The organism is Methanopyrus sp. SNP6 (assembly GCF_002201895.1).
GTDB lineage: Archaea > JAADCQ01 > Methanopyri > Methanopyrales > Methanopyraceae > Methanopyrus.
In genome coordinates this window covers 213,950-229,767 of the sequence record NZ_CP019436.1, presented here as the reverse complement: position 1 = coordinate 229,767, position 15,818 = coordinate 213,950, and the positions used below count along the sequence as shown (strand labels likewise).

At 57.6% G+C, this 15,818-nt stretch carries 16 protein-coding genes; 8 read left to right on the top strand and 8 right to left on the bottom strand.

Annotation, left to right across the window (positions count from 1 at the left end; all coding sequences use genetic code 11):
* Nucleotides 1–186: 186 nt before the first annotated feature.
* Both BW921_RS01285 and BW921_RS01280 read right to left on the bottom strand, forming a co-directional pair.
* Nucleotides 187–1,950, bottom strand: coding sequence for a type IA DNA topoisomerase (locus BW921_RS01285; RefSeq protein WP_148688242.1), 1,764 nt, complete (start codon nt 1,948–1,950; stop codon nt 187–189).
* Nucleotides 1,951–2,124: 174 nt separating this feature from the next.
* A complete protein-coding gene (locus BW921_RS01280; RefSeq protein WP_148688241.1) occupies nt 2,125–2,469 on the bottom strand; it encodes a hypothetical protein in 345 nt (114 codons plus the stop codon).
* 95 nt (nt 2,470–2,564) lie between these two features.
* On the opposite strand from BW921_RS01280, the gene BW921_RS01275 reads away from it, so the two are divergent.
* From BW921_RS01275 to guaB, 3 genes are all read left to right on the top strand, one after another.
* Complete coding sequence (locus tag BW921_RS01275) at nt 2,565–3,278, top strand: (5-formylfuran-3-yl)methyl phosphate synthase (protein ID WP_148689281.1); 714 nt, start codon at nt 2,565–2,567, stop codon at nt 3,276–3,278.
* A gap of 52 nt (nt 3,279–3,330) precedes the next feature.
* On the top strand, nt 3,331–3,900 hold the full coding sequence (locus BW921_RS01270) for a hypothetical protein (RefSeq protein ID WP_148688240.1): 570 nt from the start codon (nt 3,331–3,333) through the stop codon (nt 3,898–3,900).
* Nucleotides 3,901–3,966: 66 nt separating this feature from the next.
* Nucleotides 3,967–5,472, top strand: a complete 1,506-nt coding sequence (gene guaB / locus BW921_RS01265) for an IMP dehydrogenase (RefSeq protein ID WP_148688239.1) — start codon at nt 3,967–3,969, stop codon at nt 5,470–5,472.
* Here the strand turns inward: guaB and BW921_RS01260 are convergent.
* Nucleotides 5,435–6,184: a hypothetical protein gene (locus BW921_RS01260; RefSeq protein WP_148688238.1), complete on the bottom strand. Its 750-nt coding sequence runs from the start codon at nt 6,182–6,184 to the stop codon at nt 5,435–5,437. The genes guaB and BW921_RS01260 overlap by 38 nt on opposite strands.
* A 421-nt stretch (nt 6,185–6,605) precedes the next feature.
* A complete protein-coding gene (gene rpl7ae, locus BW921_RS01255) occupies nt 6,606–6,977 on the bottom strand; it encodes a 50S ribosomal protein L7Ae (RefSeq protein WP_148688237.1) in 372 nt (123 codons plus the stop codon).
* Between the two features lie 172 nt (nt 6,978–7,149).
* On the opposite strand from rpl7ae, the gene pth2 reads away from it, so the two are divergent.
* The gene (gene pth2, locus BW921_RS01250) at nt 7,150–7,500 is read left to right on the top strand and encodes a peptidyl-tRNA hydrolase Pth2 (protein ID WP_148688236.1); all 351 of its coding nucleotides are present in this window, start codon (nt 7,150–7,152) and stop codon (nt 7,498–7,500) included.
* 7 nt (nt 7,501–7,507) lie between these two features.
* Nucleotides 7,508–8,158, top strand: a complete 651-nt coding sequence (locus BW921_RS01245; protein ID WP_148688235.1) for a succinylglutamate desuccinylase/aspartoacylase family protein — start codon at nt 7,508–7,510, stop codon at nt 8,156–8,158.
* A gap of 213 nt (nt 8,159–8,371) precedes the next feature.
* On the opposite strand, the gene infB is transcribed toward BW921_RS01245, so the two are convergent.
* Nucleotides 8,372–10,207 carry a translation initiation factor IF-2 gene (gene infB / locus BW921_RS01240; RefSeq protein ID WP_148688234.1) on the bottom strand — a complete coding sequence of 612 codons (1,836 nt, stop codon included), beginning with the start codon at nt 10,205–10,207 and terminating at the stop codon, nt 8,372–8,374.
* 33 nt (nt 10,208–10,240) lie between these two features.
* Between infB and BW921_RS01235 the strand changes: the two genes are divergently transcribed.
* From BW921_RS01235 to BW921_RS01225, 3 genes are all read left to right on the top strand, one after another.
* Nucleotides 10,241–10,807, top strand: coding sequence for an XTP/dITP diphosphatase (locus BW921_RS01235; protein WP_148688233.1), 567 nt, complete (start codon nt 10,241–10,243; stop codon nt 10,805–10,807).
* A gap of 6 nt (nt 10,808–10,813) precedes the next feature.
* Nucleotides 10,814–11,263 (top strand): 30S ribosomal protein S15, encoded by a 450-nt coding sequence (locus BW921_RS01230; RefSeq protein WP_148688232.1) that lies wholly within the window; start codon nt 10,814–10,816, stop codon nt 11,261–11,263.
* Between the two features lie 99 nt (nt 11,264–11,362).
* On the top strand, nt 11,363–12,667 hold the full coding sequence (locus tag BW921_RS01225) for a DHH family phosphoesterase (protein ID WP_148688231.1): 1,305 nt from the start codon (nt 11,363–11,365) through the stop codon (nt 12,665–12,667).
* On the opposite strand, the gene ndk is transcribed toward BW921_RS01225, so the two are convergent.
* From ndk to BW921_RS01210, 3 genes are all read right to left on the bottom strand, one after another.
* Nucleotides 12,662–13,126 (bottom strand): nucleoside-diphosphate kinase, encoded by a 465-nt coding sequence (gene ndk / locus BW921_RS01220; RefSeq protein ID WP_148688230.1) that lies wholly within the window; start codon nt 13,124–13,126, stop codon nt 12,662–12,664. The genes BW921_RS01225 and ndk overlap by 6 nt on opposite strands.
* A 1,130-nt stretch (nt 13,127–14,256) precedes the next feature.
* Nucleotides 14,257–15,414, bottom strand: a complete 1,158-nt coding sequence (locus BW921_RS01215; protein WP_168168625.1) for an ATP-grasp domain-containing protein — start codon at nt 15,412–15,414, stop codon at nt 14,257–14,259.
* The gene (locus BW921_RS01210; RefSeq protein WP_148688228.1) at nt 15,377–15,811 is read right to left on the bottom strand and encodes an Sjogren's syndrome/scleroderma autoantigen 1 family protein; all 435 of its coding nucleotides are present in this window, start codon (nt 15,809–15,811) and stop codon (nt 15,377–15,379) included. The genes BW921_RS01215 and BW921_RS01210 overlap by 38 nt, the downstream gene beginning before the upstream one ends.
* Between the last annotated feature and the right edge of the window lie 7 nt (nt 15,812–15,818).

The window sequence follows — 15,818 nt, the reverse complement described above, 5'->3', positions numbered from 1 at the left end:
ATGTTGATAAGATACTGCCACCATGCTATCACAATGTGTCCAGAGTGTAGAAGCTCAAGGTCAAACGTTGGTTCGTATAAGTGCTGTTTCAGTGGTGGTAGTGACAAGGTTCGAGCCCTCTTGGATGGAGTCATTACGATCATTTCCCTAAGTATGGGGTTGAGTAACTTTGCTCCTCATGGGGTGTCAGATCACCTTGACCGACTTCAGCTTCTTGGAGTTCCTGCGGACGGTCTCTCGGATCTCCCGAGCTACGCGTTCCAATCGTTCCCTGGCTCGCTTCGGTGGTAACTCTGAAATCTCCTCCATCTCGCGCTCAATGCGCCTGGTGAGTTCGACGCTCACGAGTTCCGGGACTCGATCCTCGAGTAGCTCTACCAGGCGCTCTCCCCTCTTCGTAGGTGCCACTCCTGACCCCACTCTCCTGACGTAACCCCTATCGAAGAGCTTTTTCACGATCTCCGCTCGTGTGGACTCGGTACCTAATCCAAGCTTCTTCATCTTTGCCACCAACCGCGACTGCGAGTACCGACGAGGGAGAGGTTCTCTACGGCGGGAAGCGTTTACGTTCGCCGGCAACTCATCTCCTTCAGACACGTCGGGCATGGTCCTTTCCCGAGGCCTCTTCCACGGGTACACTGAGTACCACCCGTCCCGCTTGACTTCCGTGCCTTCCATCACGAACTTCGTCCCGGTCTCTGGATGCTCGGCTACGATCCGCCACTTCACTATCAGGGCGTTTTCGGACAGCGTCGCCAGATATCGACGGACGATCAGATCATACAGGAGCCAAGTTAGTTTCCCGCGGATGTACTTCCTCCGACCGGTGGGAGTGATCGGTGGGTGGGCTCCGTCGTACTCCCTACCTGAGACGGGTTCGGACCTTCGACCGGCGCGCTGGAAATCTCGGAAGGCGTCGGGGTGGGCGTTCCTCATCTTGCGGAGAAGCTTTTCGTGATCGAACGTGGATGGGTATCGGTTAGTCGCGGTCCTAGGGTACGTGATCATTCCTTCTTCGTAGAGGTGCTGAGCCAAATCGAGAGTGCGCTTCGGCGATATCCGAAGGATCTCACCGGCGGCCCGTTGGAGGGTAGTCAGATTGAACGGGGTTGGTGGTCTTACGGACCGGTGCTCTCGTCGCACTTCCACGACTCTTATCGATTCGATTTCGGAGGCAAGCTCCCTCGCCCGACGCCCGTTTTTGAACTTCTCTTCAGTTCTAAGTTCTCCGATCGGGGTCTCAGCTTGGAGTACCCAGTGATATTTGCGCTTCTTCTGGGCTTTCCTGCGTTCCCGTTCCCGCTCCACGACCAGTTTGAGTGTAGGTGTCTGTACTCGACCGACGGAGACGATGTCGTCGTTGCAGAGCGACAGCTGACGGGTTAGCGGTATTCCGTACAGCCAGTCCGCAATCGTGCGTGCGAGCGCCGAGTAAGCCAGACTCGGGTCGATTCTCTCACCACGGAGTGCTTCCTCGAGCGCTCTGAGGATATCCTCGCGGGTGTACGCTGAGAACCGCATTCGCCGAGCGCACTCAGGGTCGTCGAGGACACCCTGCCGTTTCAACCATACAAGTGCTTCCCAACCGATTAACTCTCCCTCCGCGTCGTTGTCGGTCGCTACGATGATCCTGTCGGCTCGACTGCCGGCGTAGCGTTCCACGACACGTTCCACGGCCCGCAGGAACCTTTCTTTGCCGTCGATAGGTCTCAACTCGAAGTCGTCCGGATCAGGGAAGTAATCAGGGTGCCTGAATCCCGGGTCGTCTTTAGGCCACCACTCCAGGACGTGGCCCGACAGACTGGTGATAGCGAACCGCCTACCTCGGTATTTACCGAACCCCAGCAACTTCCTACCGTTCCATCTTCCCCGGAGGAACCCCGCGATCGTTCCCGCGAGACTTGGCTTTTCGGCTATGATTACCATAGTCTCCTTCGACGACGAGGCCATGGTACGAGCCCCTGAAAGGGAAGAACCTGGTTATTCTCGCCTCCGTTCGCCTCTAAGGGTTCCACACGGAGGTTGCAGGACACGATATCCTCGGTGCTCCCGTCCGTCACCTGGACGGACAGTGTATGATGACCGGGCGTGACATCGAGCTCCAAGGATTCCTGAATTATCCCGTTAGCCTGTAACTTTACCGTACGTTCCAAGATCCTTCGATCGTCGAAGGACACAGTGAGTGCACAGGTGGTCGGGCGGTGAGGGGGAAGCGACGACCACGTTGAGCAGTAGCGTGTTTGATGTCCTCACTCTGACTTCTTCCTCTATATGACGCTCATGTGTTATCGGATCCACCCATACGATTCGGGTGTACGCCTCGATCGAATCGGCTTCCGGCGGCCCGGCTACGACGTCCACGATCACAGGGTGATTGTACGACAGTTCGGACACTTCTTCGGGTGTCATGACTTGCCCTGCAACTCCTAAGGGTGTCGCCAGTGCTATGAGCACGGAGAGCAACCTCACGGTGACCGACCCCGACTACCTTGAACGCGACGCCAACACCTATCCCAAAGGAGCTATTTACGGTAAACCGGTTCCGAAGTTGTTGGGGTGTGACCATGCGACCGAGGCTCCTTGTGAGTCCCGTAAACCGTGATGAGGCGTTGGAGGCCGTGGAAGGTGGAGCTCACATCATCGACGTGAAGAACCCCGAGGAAGGATCCCTAGGCGCGAACTTTCCGTGGGTGATACGTGAGATAATGGAAGTAGTCCCGGAGGATCGCGAGGTCAGTGCCACCGTTGGAGACGTCCCCTACAAACCTGGTACGGTGGCTCAGGCTGTGCTCGGTGTAGCCGCCGTAGGAGTGGACTACGCGAAGGTAGGACTTTACGGAACCAAGACTGAAGAAGAAGCGCTGGAAGTCATGCGGGCTTGCTCCCGAGCGGTCCGTGAGTTCGGGTACGACACGCGCGTAGTTGCAGCCGGCTACGCGGACGCCCATCGGGTTGATAGCATAGATCCCATGTCCGTTCCGGAGGTAGCGGCCGAAGCTGAGTGCGATGTGGCAATGGTGGATACGGCGGTAAAGGACGGTAAGCGATTGTTCGATTTCTTGAGAGAGGAAGAGGTGGGGGAGTTCGTCGATTTAGCCCACGAGCACGGGCTCGAGGTGGCACTCGCCGGGTCTCTGCGGCACGAAGACATGCCTATCGTACGCGACCTCGGAGCGGACATAGTAGGAATTCGGGGAGCGGCCTGTGAGCGCGGTGATCGTAACCGTGGGACGATCCGCAGCCACCTAGTCCGGAAACTGGCCGAGGCGCTCGCCTGAAATCGACCCATTTATTATCTTCCAGGCTCCGTACCCTTCGGGGTGGAAGGAGATGGGTGAGCTCGCGGATGCTGTCCGTGAGCACTTAGTTCCGGCCACGCTTAATGCGATCGGCCTGATCATTGTGATAGTGGTAGTCCAGCTAGTGGTGCCTCCACTGGCGTCGCTCGGAACGATAGTACCAGGTATCGGTGTGCCAGTGAACATGGTGCTCACCGTCGTGGGTGTGGTACTGGCACTATACTTCGCTTACGGCGTGCTAAAGCACGTGAAACCGATAATCACTCCTGCCGCTGACCTCGTATCGATGGCACTGCTAGGCCGTCGAGAGGAAGATCTCCATACAGCCACGTACAACCTGGTACTGGCGGCAATCGTTCTCGTAGTGGCCGTTCTACTGTCCCCGCTGATGGTCTCCATACCAGGAGCTGGAGCCGTACTGAGCCTCCTCGTACTGCTGGTCGGTATCGGCTTCGGTGGACTACTCCTAGTCAAGGCCGCTACAGGATTCTACGAGGTGTTCCGAGATAAGCTGGAGGAGTTGGCGGAAAACCTGGCCGAACGAGTCGAGGAACTGGAGCGCAGAGCGTTTGAAACGGAGGAGGCAGAGGAGTCCGAGTAACCTCCCTCGCGCAATCTTTAACTCTCCCCGCCCCCGTTCCCCGCAAAAGGCGCGGGGAACGGGGGCTTGGTCGGGCGGTACACCCGAAAGCTGGAAGATGCCGAGCTAGCGCTCACGTTCGACGACGTCCTCCTACTCCCCGGACGATCCTCGGTAGAACCCGCAGACGTGGATGTATCCACACGAGTCACCGTTAACTACCGACTCAACATACCGATCCTAAGTGCTGCTATGGATACTGTCACCGAAGCCGAGATGGCCATCGCGATGGCCCGACACGGTGGCCTCGGTGTAATCCACCGGAACATGACCATAGAGGAGCAAGTAAGGGAGGTCACGCGTGTCAAGGAGGCTAGGGACATAGTACAACGCGACGTTGTGACGATTTCACCGGACGAGAGCGTGAAGCGAGCAGTGGAACTAATGGAGGAGCATGACGTCGGAGGTCTGCCCGTCGTCGACGAGGAGGGTAAGGTCGTCGGCATCATTACGCGGCGCGACGTGGGCCTGCTTTCCGAGGAAGAAATCGGAGAGTTGGATGTGAAGAGTGTTATGACGGAAGAACCGGTCGTCATCGAGGAGGGTGAGGACATCGAGGAAAGAGCTTTACGAGTGATGAGAGAAGAGAGGATCGAACGCGTCCCCGTAGTGGACGACGAAGGTCGCCTCCTGGGAATCGTGACCGCTAGGGACGTAACGGAGCTTCGCAAGGAGACGGAAGCGGCCACCGATGAGGAAGGACGATACCTCGCGGCTGCAGCCGTGGGTCCGAAGGATCCCGATCGAGCGATCGCCCTGGACGAGGCCGGCGCGGACATCCTCGTAGTCGACTGCGCCCATGCGCATACGGAGACGGTCATCAACTTCGTGAAGGAGATCAAGCGTGAAGTCGACGCGGACGTCATCGCCGGCAATATCGCCACGGCCGAAGCTGCGGAGGACCTTATCGCCGCGGGCGCCGACGCTCTGAAGGTCGGTATCGGTCCGGGCTCCATATGTACTACGAGGATTGTTGCCGGTGTCGGCGTACCTCAGATCACCGCCGTAGCCTGGGTGGCCGACGTCGCGGAGGAACACGATATTCCCGTCATCGCGGACGGTGGTATCAGGTACTCTGGAGACATCGCCAAAGCTATCGCCGCAGGCGCTGACGCCGTGATGCTGGGTAACCTATTGGCAGGCACGGACGAAGCCCCAGGCCGAGTGATCCGGCTACACGGACGCCTGTACAAGCAGTACCGTGGTATGGGGAGCTTGGGAGCCATGATGAAGGGAGAATCGGCCGACCGCTACTTCAAGCAACCCGAACAGGGAAGCCGCCACGTCGCCCAAACGAAGTTCGTACCGGAGGGAGTCGAGGGAGTTGTTCCGTACAAAGGCCCGGTGAGTGAGGTCCTCTACACCCTCGTAGGTGGACTTAGATCCAGCATGGGATACGTTGGCGCCAAGAACATCGAGGAAATGAAGAAGAAGGCGAGGTTCGTACGGATCACTAGGGCCGGGTACGAGGAAAGCCATCCACACGACATCGCCATCACGGACGAGGCGCCGAACTACCCGATATCGAACTAGTAGGTGCCGCCGATACTCCCTCGTAGTTTTTCAAGTTTATCAGCCTAATCCCGTTTACCTTCTTCAAGTACTCGTACTGAAGTCTCTTGTAGTGCGAGAGCTCCCAAAAAGCTTCCAGCGGTGATATCAGGAACGGTGTGAACCACCCTAGCACCGTTGCCGTGATCGCGAAAGGGATGTTCCCATAGTTCGCGAGGATGTAGTAATACGGCTCGCACCCACATCCTCCGTAGAGGAGCGGGAAACCGTTCCTCACGGTCCCATGCCAGAAGATCACGGAGTTCTTAGGGAATCGTGGCCCGCCGATCGGCCCATCGTGAACCCAGGTGGCGGTCCTCAACCTGTCCGCGAAGACCAGCTCCCTGAGCGCACCATACCAATCCACTGACGCTCGGTTCCCACGAGGGTCTAGCGCTGCGATGTTCCACACTAGTACGCCGTTCCTATCGGTCCACGAACCGTACATACTCTCACTACCAGCGTTATGGACGATCGTGACCGCCGGGTATCCAAAGGTGTGCGCTACGTTAGTGGCGACAATCTCGTGAAGACCTCCCGGTCTTATATCCGGATCGTGTAACTTCACGAAAGCCAGTCGCCCCAACGGCATGCAACCCGTCGTCACGTAAAATTTCACGAAACCGAGAAACGCATACGCGAGCCACGCCAGCACTAGGAGCGCGAGAACCTTCAGCGGAATCACTCCCACCACGGTGGCGACCCCCTTGGGACAGCGTGTAACATCCATACGGTGGTGCACGAGCCATTGAGGGACGATTATATGGCGGTTCACCCCCATGCCGTACTATTGCATCGTCCACGCAGGAGTCCATCTAGTAACTCTCAAATGTCTGGATAGGGGCGGCATCACATTAGTTGTCCCGAGACTGTACAACGGTTGCTAGAAGGCCTGTACCCCTGGCAGCGTGCGGTGGATCGGAAACAGAAATGTGGTAATGTGGGACGCGGTTCGTGCGGCAGATTCCAGTCGTCGCCCGCATCAGTTTACTCCATTATCAGACAAGCACTCGGATGTGCCAGATCCGTGGCCGCTCAACGGTCATGAAGCCGACCAAGTGCAGAATTCGTTACGATAACTGTAACGATAGGAGCTGCGGGAGGGAAGGATCGGCTTACTCGCGTAGCTCTTCGACCTCCTCAATGATCTCGTCCACGAGGTCCTTGGCGTCTCCGGGGTCGATGATGCACGCACTGGCCGCTGCTACGTCGATGCCGGCGGCGGCGCCCAGTTCGTCCTTGCTAGGGACGTACACGTACGGGATACCCTTCTCATCGCAGAGCTCCGGTAGGTGAGCGACTACCTCCTCTGGGTCCACGTCTTCAGCGATCAGCACGAGCACGGCTTCCTCACGCTCGACGGCCTTAGTTGTCTCGTTAGTACCCTTACGGATACGACCGGTGTCTCGAGCGATTTCTATGGCCTCGTAAGCCTTCTCGGCCAGTTCCTCCGGGACCTCGAACTTCACGTACATGGGCTTGGACATCAACCATCACCCCCACTCATCGGTTCATCCTCATCCTCGTGGTCGATCTCCTCGCCCATACCCGCCGATCGGTTGAAATAAATAAAGTTTCGCCGGTACCTCGCGGCCCCAATGAAGAGGAGCTGACGGGCCGAGTCTGTGACGAGACTCCTCTCAGCCGAGGGGGTTTACCTTGTACAAACAGGTGATAGTGGTTAGGGAAGACTTGAAACTCAGTCGTGGGAAGCTCGCGGCTCAGGTGGCACACGCCTCACTGGGGGCCTTTCTACGCGCTAAAGAGTCAGGGGCGCCGGTTGAGGAGTGGTTAAGAGAAGGTCAGAAGAAGGTAGTGCTCAAGTGTAGAGACGAGGAGGAACTACTGGAACTCCACGAGCTGGCTAAGGAAAGAGGCTTACCGTCGTTCTTGGTTCGAGACGCGGGGCTTACGGAGCTAGAGCCCGAGACGATAACTTGCCTCGGGATCGGGCCCGAGCGAGAGGAGGAGATCGACCGAGTTACGGGCGACTTGCCGTTACTGAGGTGACAGAGGGTTGATCGCGGTTCTGTTAGTCCTGCTCGCGCTCTCGACGTCCGGATGTTGTGAGGTGGTGTGGACGGTGTATGATTGGGGTTCCAAGGGTAACATACTGAAGAACCCTATTCTAGTCCAGCACGCGCCCCACGGCCCACGCTCGAAGGCGGTATACAAGCACTCCGTCGAAGGCACCGTAGTCTTCGAATTCCGTGGAGGCCCTGGACCTGCCGTGCTCTTGACCGCTGGAGTTCACGGCGACGAGGTGTGGACAGTGATAGCGCTGCTAAAATTATTGGACGAACTGGACCCGGCCTCCGCAGTGGGCACTGTGTACGTGATTCCAGCGGTTAACCCGGAGGGGTTGGCGGCCAACTCGAGGTTAGTCGATGGTGTAGATCCTAACCGGGTAGCGGATGTGCCAGGATCCCTGACGTGGCATCTCGTGCGGTTTGCGCTCTCCCATAGAGTGAAGTATTGGTTGGACATGCACTGCGGCAGTGGGGTACCTCGCCAAGGAGCGCTTTTAACCGATGAGAAGGATGAACTCGTGGATGAGCTGGCGAGGTCCTCTGGATTCGTGCTCTTAGTAAAGAGCGCCCCGAGGGGATCGATAAGATCCGTGGCGCGTCGGCTCGGAATTGACGTGATCACTCTGGAAGTCACGTGACGCGGGTCTGTCGGGCGTTGAGAGGGCGTACCATGCGGCCCTGGCCTTCTTGCGGTTAACTGGTGTACTGAATCGTTCGCGGACTCCGACTTCGGGTTCGGTGAAAGTCACAGTACCCGTTCTTCCGACAATAGTGCCGCGACACCGCCTCGGCTAGGACACGGCTCTTCACGGGGTCCGAGCCCAGGTTTGTCGTCATCGGCGGTATCGAAGTTACATACCGTAGAACGGGTCTTCCTTGCGTTTGATCTCGGCTATCTCTTCAAGGGCTTCCAGCTCATCCTCCGTCAGGAGATCTTTGAACTCCTCGAACATGAGCTTCGCGTGCTCGGAGGGCACGTCCGTATACAGGATATCGCCTTCCTCGAAGTGTCTACCGACGATGGGACCCTCGATGGATATGGCCACTTCCTGTCCTTTCTTCGCCTCTTTGATCGGTTCACCGTGCATCTGGATCTGCTTGATCTCCCCGAGTTCTCTACCGTCCTCTCGTATCAGTGGATATCCGGGTTTGATCACACCAGCCAAGACTCGAACGCCGACGATCGCCGGCTTACTTTGGCGGAAGATGTACCCAGGAAGCACCTTTATCTTCCCTGGACGTACGAGTTCGTCCAGGCGCTTTCGCCGCTCCCGCTCGATCCGCTTTTCGACCATCTCCTCATACTTCTCGACTAGCTCGTAGATCACATCGTCGATGATGATGTCGACGTCGTACTCGTCGGCCAGTTCCCGCGCCTCCTCAGTGACTCCCACGTTGAACCCTACGATCACACCGAGTAGCGGATCCTTCTCTGCGACCGCGTGCGCCTCGATGACGTCCTTCTTGGTAATGTCTCCGACGTCGGCCTTGCGGATCGGAACGTCCTTTTCCTTGAACTCCCCGACGACGGCTTCCAGGGTCCCCAGAGTATCGGCCTTGATGATGATTCCATCTTGGTCTGTCTCAATAGTGACCTCCTCGACCTCCTCCTGGACCTCGCGCACGACTTCTTCGACGTCCTCGTCTTCCCAGACGACGCGTAACGGGGCGCCGGCCACGGCCTCTTCGAGCTCCGGGGCACTTATCTTTACACCGGCGGCGGCCGTCACCTCATCCACCTTACGGAATCGATCGCTCGGGTCGCGCATCTCGTCCAGAGGCTTCGGCTTCAGCAGGGATCTCACCCGGGTGACGATAGGCTCTTCCGGATGACCGATGACTATCGTGTCGCCCGTTCGGACGATACCGTCGTAGAGGATCGCGTCGACAGTGTGGCCGAGTCCAGGTTCCTCCTTGACTTCTAGGATCGCGGCCTTTCCTGGACCTTCTACCTCTATTTTCAGTTGTTCTTCCAGGAAGCGTTGTGCCAGCCCGGTTACGACCATCAACAGCTCTGGTATACCCTCCCCTGTGACACCGCTCGTGGGGACTATCGCGACGGTTCTCGTGAAATCCTTCACCCTATCGAAGCGTTCCGCCTGGAACCCATGCTGATGGAGCTGTCCGATAAGCTCGTAGACCTTCTCTTCCAGCCGCTGCTGTACCTCCGGGGACTGCCTCTGGAACGACTCGAGGAACGGGGTGTCATCGTGGGATTTCCATCCCGGTACCCTGTCCACCTTGTTGGCGGCGACGACGAACGGGGTGCGGTACCTCCTGAGTATCCTGAGAGCCTCTTTGGTCTGTGGCATCACGCCTTCCATGATGTCGATGACTAGGATCGCTATGTCGGCCAGCGCCCCTCCACGCCTTCGAAGGTTAGTGAAAGCTTCATGACCTGGGGTGTCGATAAACAGTAGTCCGGGTATCGTGATTTCCACGTCCAGCTGTTCAAGCAACGGTCCACAGATCTCTTTGACCACCTCCAGTGGTATCTCTGAAGCCCCGATGTGCTGGGTGATACCCCCGGCTTCCTTCGCCGTTACGGCAGTACCGCGGATCTTATCTAGGAGGGTGGTCTTTCCGTGATCAACGTGCCCGAGCACCGAAATTATCGGTTGTCGTATGGCTTTATCGCTCTCGGACAACTTATACCACTCCCTCGAGATTTTTAGTCGAAACGCCATTTTACTCGAATTTAAACCTTGGGTGGATGGAGTATGAAAGTGTTATTTGCAACGGGCAATATCGGAAAGTACCGTGAGGTTAAGCAGATATTAGCTCGATACGGCATCGAAGTCGAGCGCGTTGATATCGACTATCCGGAGCTCCAATCTGACAGCTTGGAGGAGATCGCCGCCTACGGGGCCCGATACTGTGCTGAGTCGTTGGGCCAGCCGGTGATAGTCGAGGACTCGGGTCTGTTTATCGAAGCTCTGAACGGGTTCCCGGGACCGTACTCCGCCTACGTGTTCGACACGATCGGTAACGAGGGTATCTTGAAGTTGTTGGAGGGAGAGGAGAACCGCAAGGCTGAGTTCATCTCGGTCGTAGGCTACTGCGAGCCTGGCGGTCGACCGGTAACCTTCACCGGCGAGATCCGCGGACGGATAGCGGAGGAACCCCGGGGTGGAGAAGGCTTCGGCTACGATCCTATCTTCATCCCGGAGGGTGAAGACCGCACGTTCGCGGAGCTGGGAGTCGAGGAAAAGTGTAAAATATCGCACCGGACCAGGGCGCTCGAGAGGTTTGCGGAGTGGTACGAGAACAACGTGGCGGGGAGGTGATCGGTCTTGGCACGTATGCATTCACGTGACAAAGGCAAGTCAGGATCAACCAGACCCCCTAGAGTAGCTCCTCCGTCGTGGGTAGAGTACTCGCCCGAGGAAGTGGAGAGCTTGGTGGTCGATCTGGCCAAGCAGGGTTACGAACCCGCCATGATAGGTATCAAGCTACGCGATGAGTACGGCATACCTGACGTCAAATTGATTACTGGTAAGAAAATCACTGAGATCCTCGAAGAACACGGACTGGCTCCGGAACTCCCGGAGGACCTGCTGAACTTGATTCGCAGAGCCAAGCGAGTGCGCGAGCACTTGAAGAGGCATCCGAAGGATTTACATTCGAAGCGGGGACTCCAGCTCATCGAATCCAAGATCCACAGGTTAGTTAAGTACTACAAGAGGAAGGGAATCTTACCCGAGGATTGGAAGTACGATCCGGAGGCCCTACACGTGGAGTGAGCTCCCACCTCGCTCAATTGTTACGATCCTATTAACGTTCGATCGACCGATGGCTACAACTCGGTAAATACCCAGCTGGGGGTGAAGCGGGGCGGTACTTTGAGCGAAGACGGGTTCGAAAGTACTCTGGAAGAAGCTGTTGAATTCCTAGAGGATCTGGAAGGAACTGCCGTCCGCCTATACGTCCACAACGACGCGGACGGGCTCACGGCAGGAGCGCTGATGGCCTTCACGCTCCGGTGCCTCGAGGTGCCCACACGGCTTCGGGTACTGAACACGGAAACGGAGCTGTTAAAGGAGGATCTCGACGGCCCCACCGTAGTCGTGGATATGGGAAGCGGGATCCTGAACAAATTGCGGAACGACCATCCTGTGCTCGTCGTCGACCACCATGAGATTTCCTCGAAACCTTCGGACAACGTACTTCTGGTGAATCCTCGAGAGCACGGCGTCGACGGTGGTACGGAAGCCTCGGCTTCCACAGTAGCGTACTTGCTGTGCCGACGCGTGGTTAAAGTCGAAGAGACGTGTCTGCCGAAGGCCGCGCTGGTCGGTGCCTACGGTGACAACCAAGCTGGCAAGAGAGGAGTCCGAGGTTTGAACAGGGTACCGGAAGAGGACGGAGAGAAGCATGAAATCATCGAAATCCGAGACCCAGCCTACTGGGTTTTCGGACGCGCGTCGATGACCGTAGGGGAGATCGTGGAGCGAGTTTCCGGCGCCTCGGTACGGGAGGCGTTAGAGGCCAGGTTCGGCGATCTAGATGTGGTCCCTGTGGATTTGAGTCGAGAGGATGAAGCCGAAATAGTTCGAGAGCATCGAGAACTTCTGAACGGTGAGAAAAGGAAGGAGCTCGAGTCCAAAACGGGTCGCATCCACGTGTTCTACGAGGAGCGTCCTCTCAAGGCCCTTCGGGATCCCTTAGAGACGGCCACGCTTCTCAATGCTTGCGGCAGGTACGGGGAAGGATGGGCGGGTGTCCTAATCGCCATGGGATCCTGGGATCCTCTGCAACTGGCCAAGAAGCTCAGGAGCAAACACAAGGCCATCATTCGGGAAGCCTTAAGTAAGCTTAGTCGCGGGGAAGGCATCACGGACCGAGAGAGCATGGTAGTGATCGATGGTCGCGAGCTCGGAATCCCGCACACCGTAGTGGGGATCGTGGCCCAGTTCGTGTGTGAGGAGCGGGAGCGTGTGACCGTAGGTGTGGCTGAAATGGAAGAGGGTCTCGTGAAGGTGTCGATACGCTGTCCGGAGAACTCGGACGTGGATGCCGCCGAAGTGATCAAAGACGCGGCTAATCGCGTGGATGGAAAGGGAGGAGGACACGAGAGGGCTGCGGGTGCTGAAGTCCCTGAAGATCGGCTGGAGGAATTCCTTCTAGAGCTCGAGAAGTTCCTATAATTCATACAGCCACTCCTCATCGCATCGTTCGTAATCTATCGTGCGTAGATCCTGGCCGAACACTATCTCGATCTCCCGCTCGGCGGACTCTGGAGAGTCGGAGGCGTGTACCACGTTCCTGCCGATATCCAGCGCGAAATCTCCGCGGACCGTACCCGGCGCAGCTTCGGCGGGATCCGTCGCGCCGATAATATTCCTAACTACCTTCACGGCCTCTCGGCCCTCGACTATCATCACCACAACTGGGCCGGATGTCACGTACTCGACGAGATCATCGAAGAACGGCTTGTCTCGATGTTCTTCGTAGAGCTTCTCCGCCGTCTCGCGGTCGAGCTGACGCATCTCCAGCGCGACTATTTTGAGACCCTTGCGCTCGAGGCGTCGAATCACCTCTCCGACCAGACCTCTAACCACGCCGTCCGGCTTGATCATAACGAACTCCCTCTGAACTTCCGCCAACGGACGAACCCCCGAGCCGCGCCTTCCTTCAATTTAATCACCTTTGCGGACGATCCTAACAGTGGGAGTATCCGGTCCGGGTTCCGGCAGATCGACGTTCTCAAGGTACCGCTCGACTTCCCGTCCGAGTTTTCCTTCCAGTTTCAGTGCTAATAACTCGCCTCTCTCGATGCGTTCCTGCAGGACTTCCGCCACGGCTTCCGGATCGACTTCCTCACAGTAACCACCTAACGTGCCTCCGATCACCGCTCCGTACTTACCCCACAGATCCGAAGCCACGCTCAACGCGTACCGGACAGTCTGCTCGTTCACCGCCGGATGTGCGTCGACGAGCTCGTTTCCACTGAGTTCAAGTCGGGAAGGGACTGGTCCCCGAGCCCGAGCAGCCTCCACGTCCTCGCTGTCCGCTAGGCCGGAGATTAACGCGGTAGCGGACGCGAGTCCGAAGCAGCGGTCGTGGAACGGGATGCCGAAAGCTTCGAACTCGACGTGGATGTCGTCGTATTTCACGGTTCCATCGGAAATACGGACTCGATGCACTTTAGGACCCATCAGCGAAAGCTTCACTGCTTCACGGTGCTCGACCACTACCTCAGCACCCGATTCCAGTAACGTCTTCTTCTTCGCGCGGAGTGCGGACGACGATCCGCTGGCTATCGGGTAGTCGTAAGGGGCCCCTGTGAATACCGCGTAGTCCGCCGCCGAAGTGATCCCCAACGAGACCTCACAAACGTAGGGTCCGCTCGTCTCGCGTACTACTTCGAGGACGCGGGCAGGCGTGACCGAGGGACGACCTACTGGAGACTCGTCCGTAGTCGACAGAGCCGGCCGGTGTCCTGCTTCCTCCAGTATCCACGCGAGGTAAGTCGCGGTCGTCGTCTTCCCTCTTACTCCGGTAACCTCGAAGAGAAAGTCCTGCTTGTAGCGAGTCGCGAGGGCTCCGGCGAGTGCGTGATGAGTTACCTGCGGCCCTTCTACGTTTCCGAAATCCACGCCACAGTGAACTGGGACGGCAATGAAATCGAACCCTCCGAAGGCCCGACGGAGGATCGGGTAAGGCCGGGCCTCATCGCACGTCCCGTAGACATCGACGAGTACGACCTCGTGTCCCATCTCATGCAGTTCGTCGCTCAGTACCAACCCTCCGTGGGTGGCGTCGACGACACACGCTCTAAGCGGTTCACCACCATCCGTTCCAAACGCTTCGCCATCGATCTGGCCCCGGAAGGCGTACTCGAGGAGGAGATGACTGAACACACCGGTTCACCCCGAGGGATAACCGTACCGGGACGTGGTCTGTCTCGGGCCCATGAGAGATAAGGCACGCGCACCGTGTCCGGGGCGTATATGACCCTCTTGCACGACCAGCCTCGTATCTTCCATCGTTCTGGCAAGCTACCATCGAAGGCTCGCAGGTGAAGGCGAATGGGGTTGTCCCATGATACCCGTGCCAGACACTCCGTAACCGCGGTCGGTCGAGGGTTAACCTCTATGACGTGGAGTCCATCCTTGTTGAGTACGGCATCGATACCGTTCAAACCGACCAAGCCCAACTCGTCCACTAACACCTCACAGACCTTCCGTGCCTCCTCCCTTACGCTCGGCACCAGGTAGTACGGAGACGGTACGAGGTTCCCCTTGTAAGAATACTCGGATCGCAGGTTGATCAGCTGGTCGTTGACCGATAGCACCTTGACATCCGACCCGTCGGAGACGAATGTCACGCTGACGTGACGACCAGGTACGAACTCCTGGAAGATCGTGCCCGGGCGCGGATCGGCTTCGTCGGGTTTCACCTTTCGAACTCCTAGGCCACCGGCTCCCCGTACGGGTTTCTCGACTAAGGTCTCGACGTCGAGCTCCGATGGATCTTCCGAGGTTTCTGGCATGGGAAGGACGTCGGAGAGTCTACTGAACAGCTCCAACTTGTCCGCCGCGATGTTCACTACCTCGGGCTCGTTGCCCGCGTATTCCGCGCCGAGCTTTTTGGATGTCCTAAACGCCGCTTCGACGGCGAACTCCGAGGTGGGTACCATCACATCTGGCTGAAGTTCTTCGAGCGCCCTAATCAGCCACCGATAGTTCGGAGGTCTGAACCTGGGCAGTAATCTACCTGGCCCTTCCCGTACGTACGACATGACGTCGCCCGGCTGGTCATCTGGGTCATAGAACTGAACGGCACCTACTTCGAGCTCCAACTCGATCGCTAGCTCCGAGAACTGGCGGTTTACCACCCCCACGAACACCAGCTTACAGCTTTTTGAGAATCTCGAGTGCCTTCTCGGCAACTTCCAGCTCCCGCAAAGCGTGTTCCGGATCTTTCGTCTCGGCGGCCCGCTTCAACCTGGTGGTGACCACTTGAAGGACAACCTTCTGTACGTCCTCACCACTTCGGAGCTCCTGCCTACGTTTCTGTTTTTCCTTCTCAGGTTCCCGTTCCTCTTTGCCACTATCCAGTTTCTTTTTCACCCGCTTCGTTTTCCTTTTCCCATTTTCGGCCCGCTTCCTGCGCTCCTTCGCTTCTCTCTTGACTTTCTCCGCCTTCTCCTCTTCTATCACCTCGAACTCCGTTCCGCAGATTGGGCAGCTCACGGTTCCCGTTTTCGGGTCCTGGAACAGCGGTACCTTACACTCGGGGCAGTGGATACCAAGCATTTTGTGTCCCGCGAGCAATCGTTCCGCCATCTTGTTC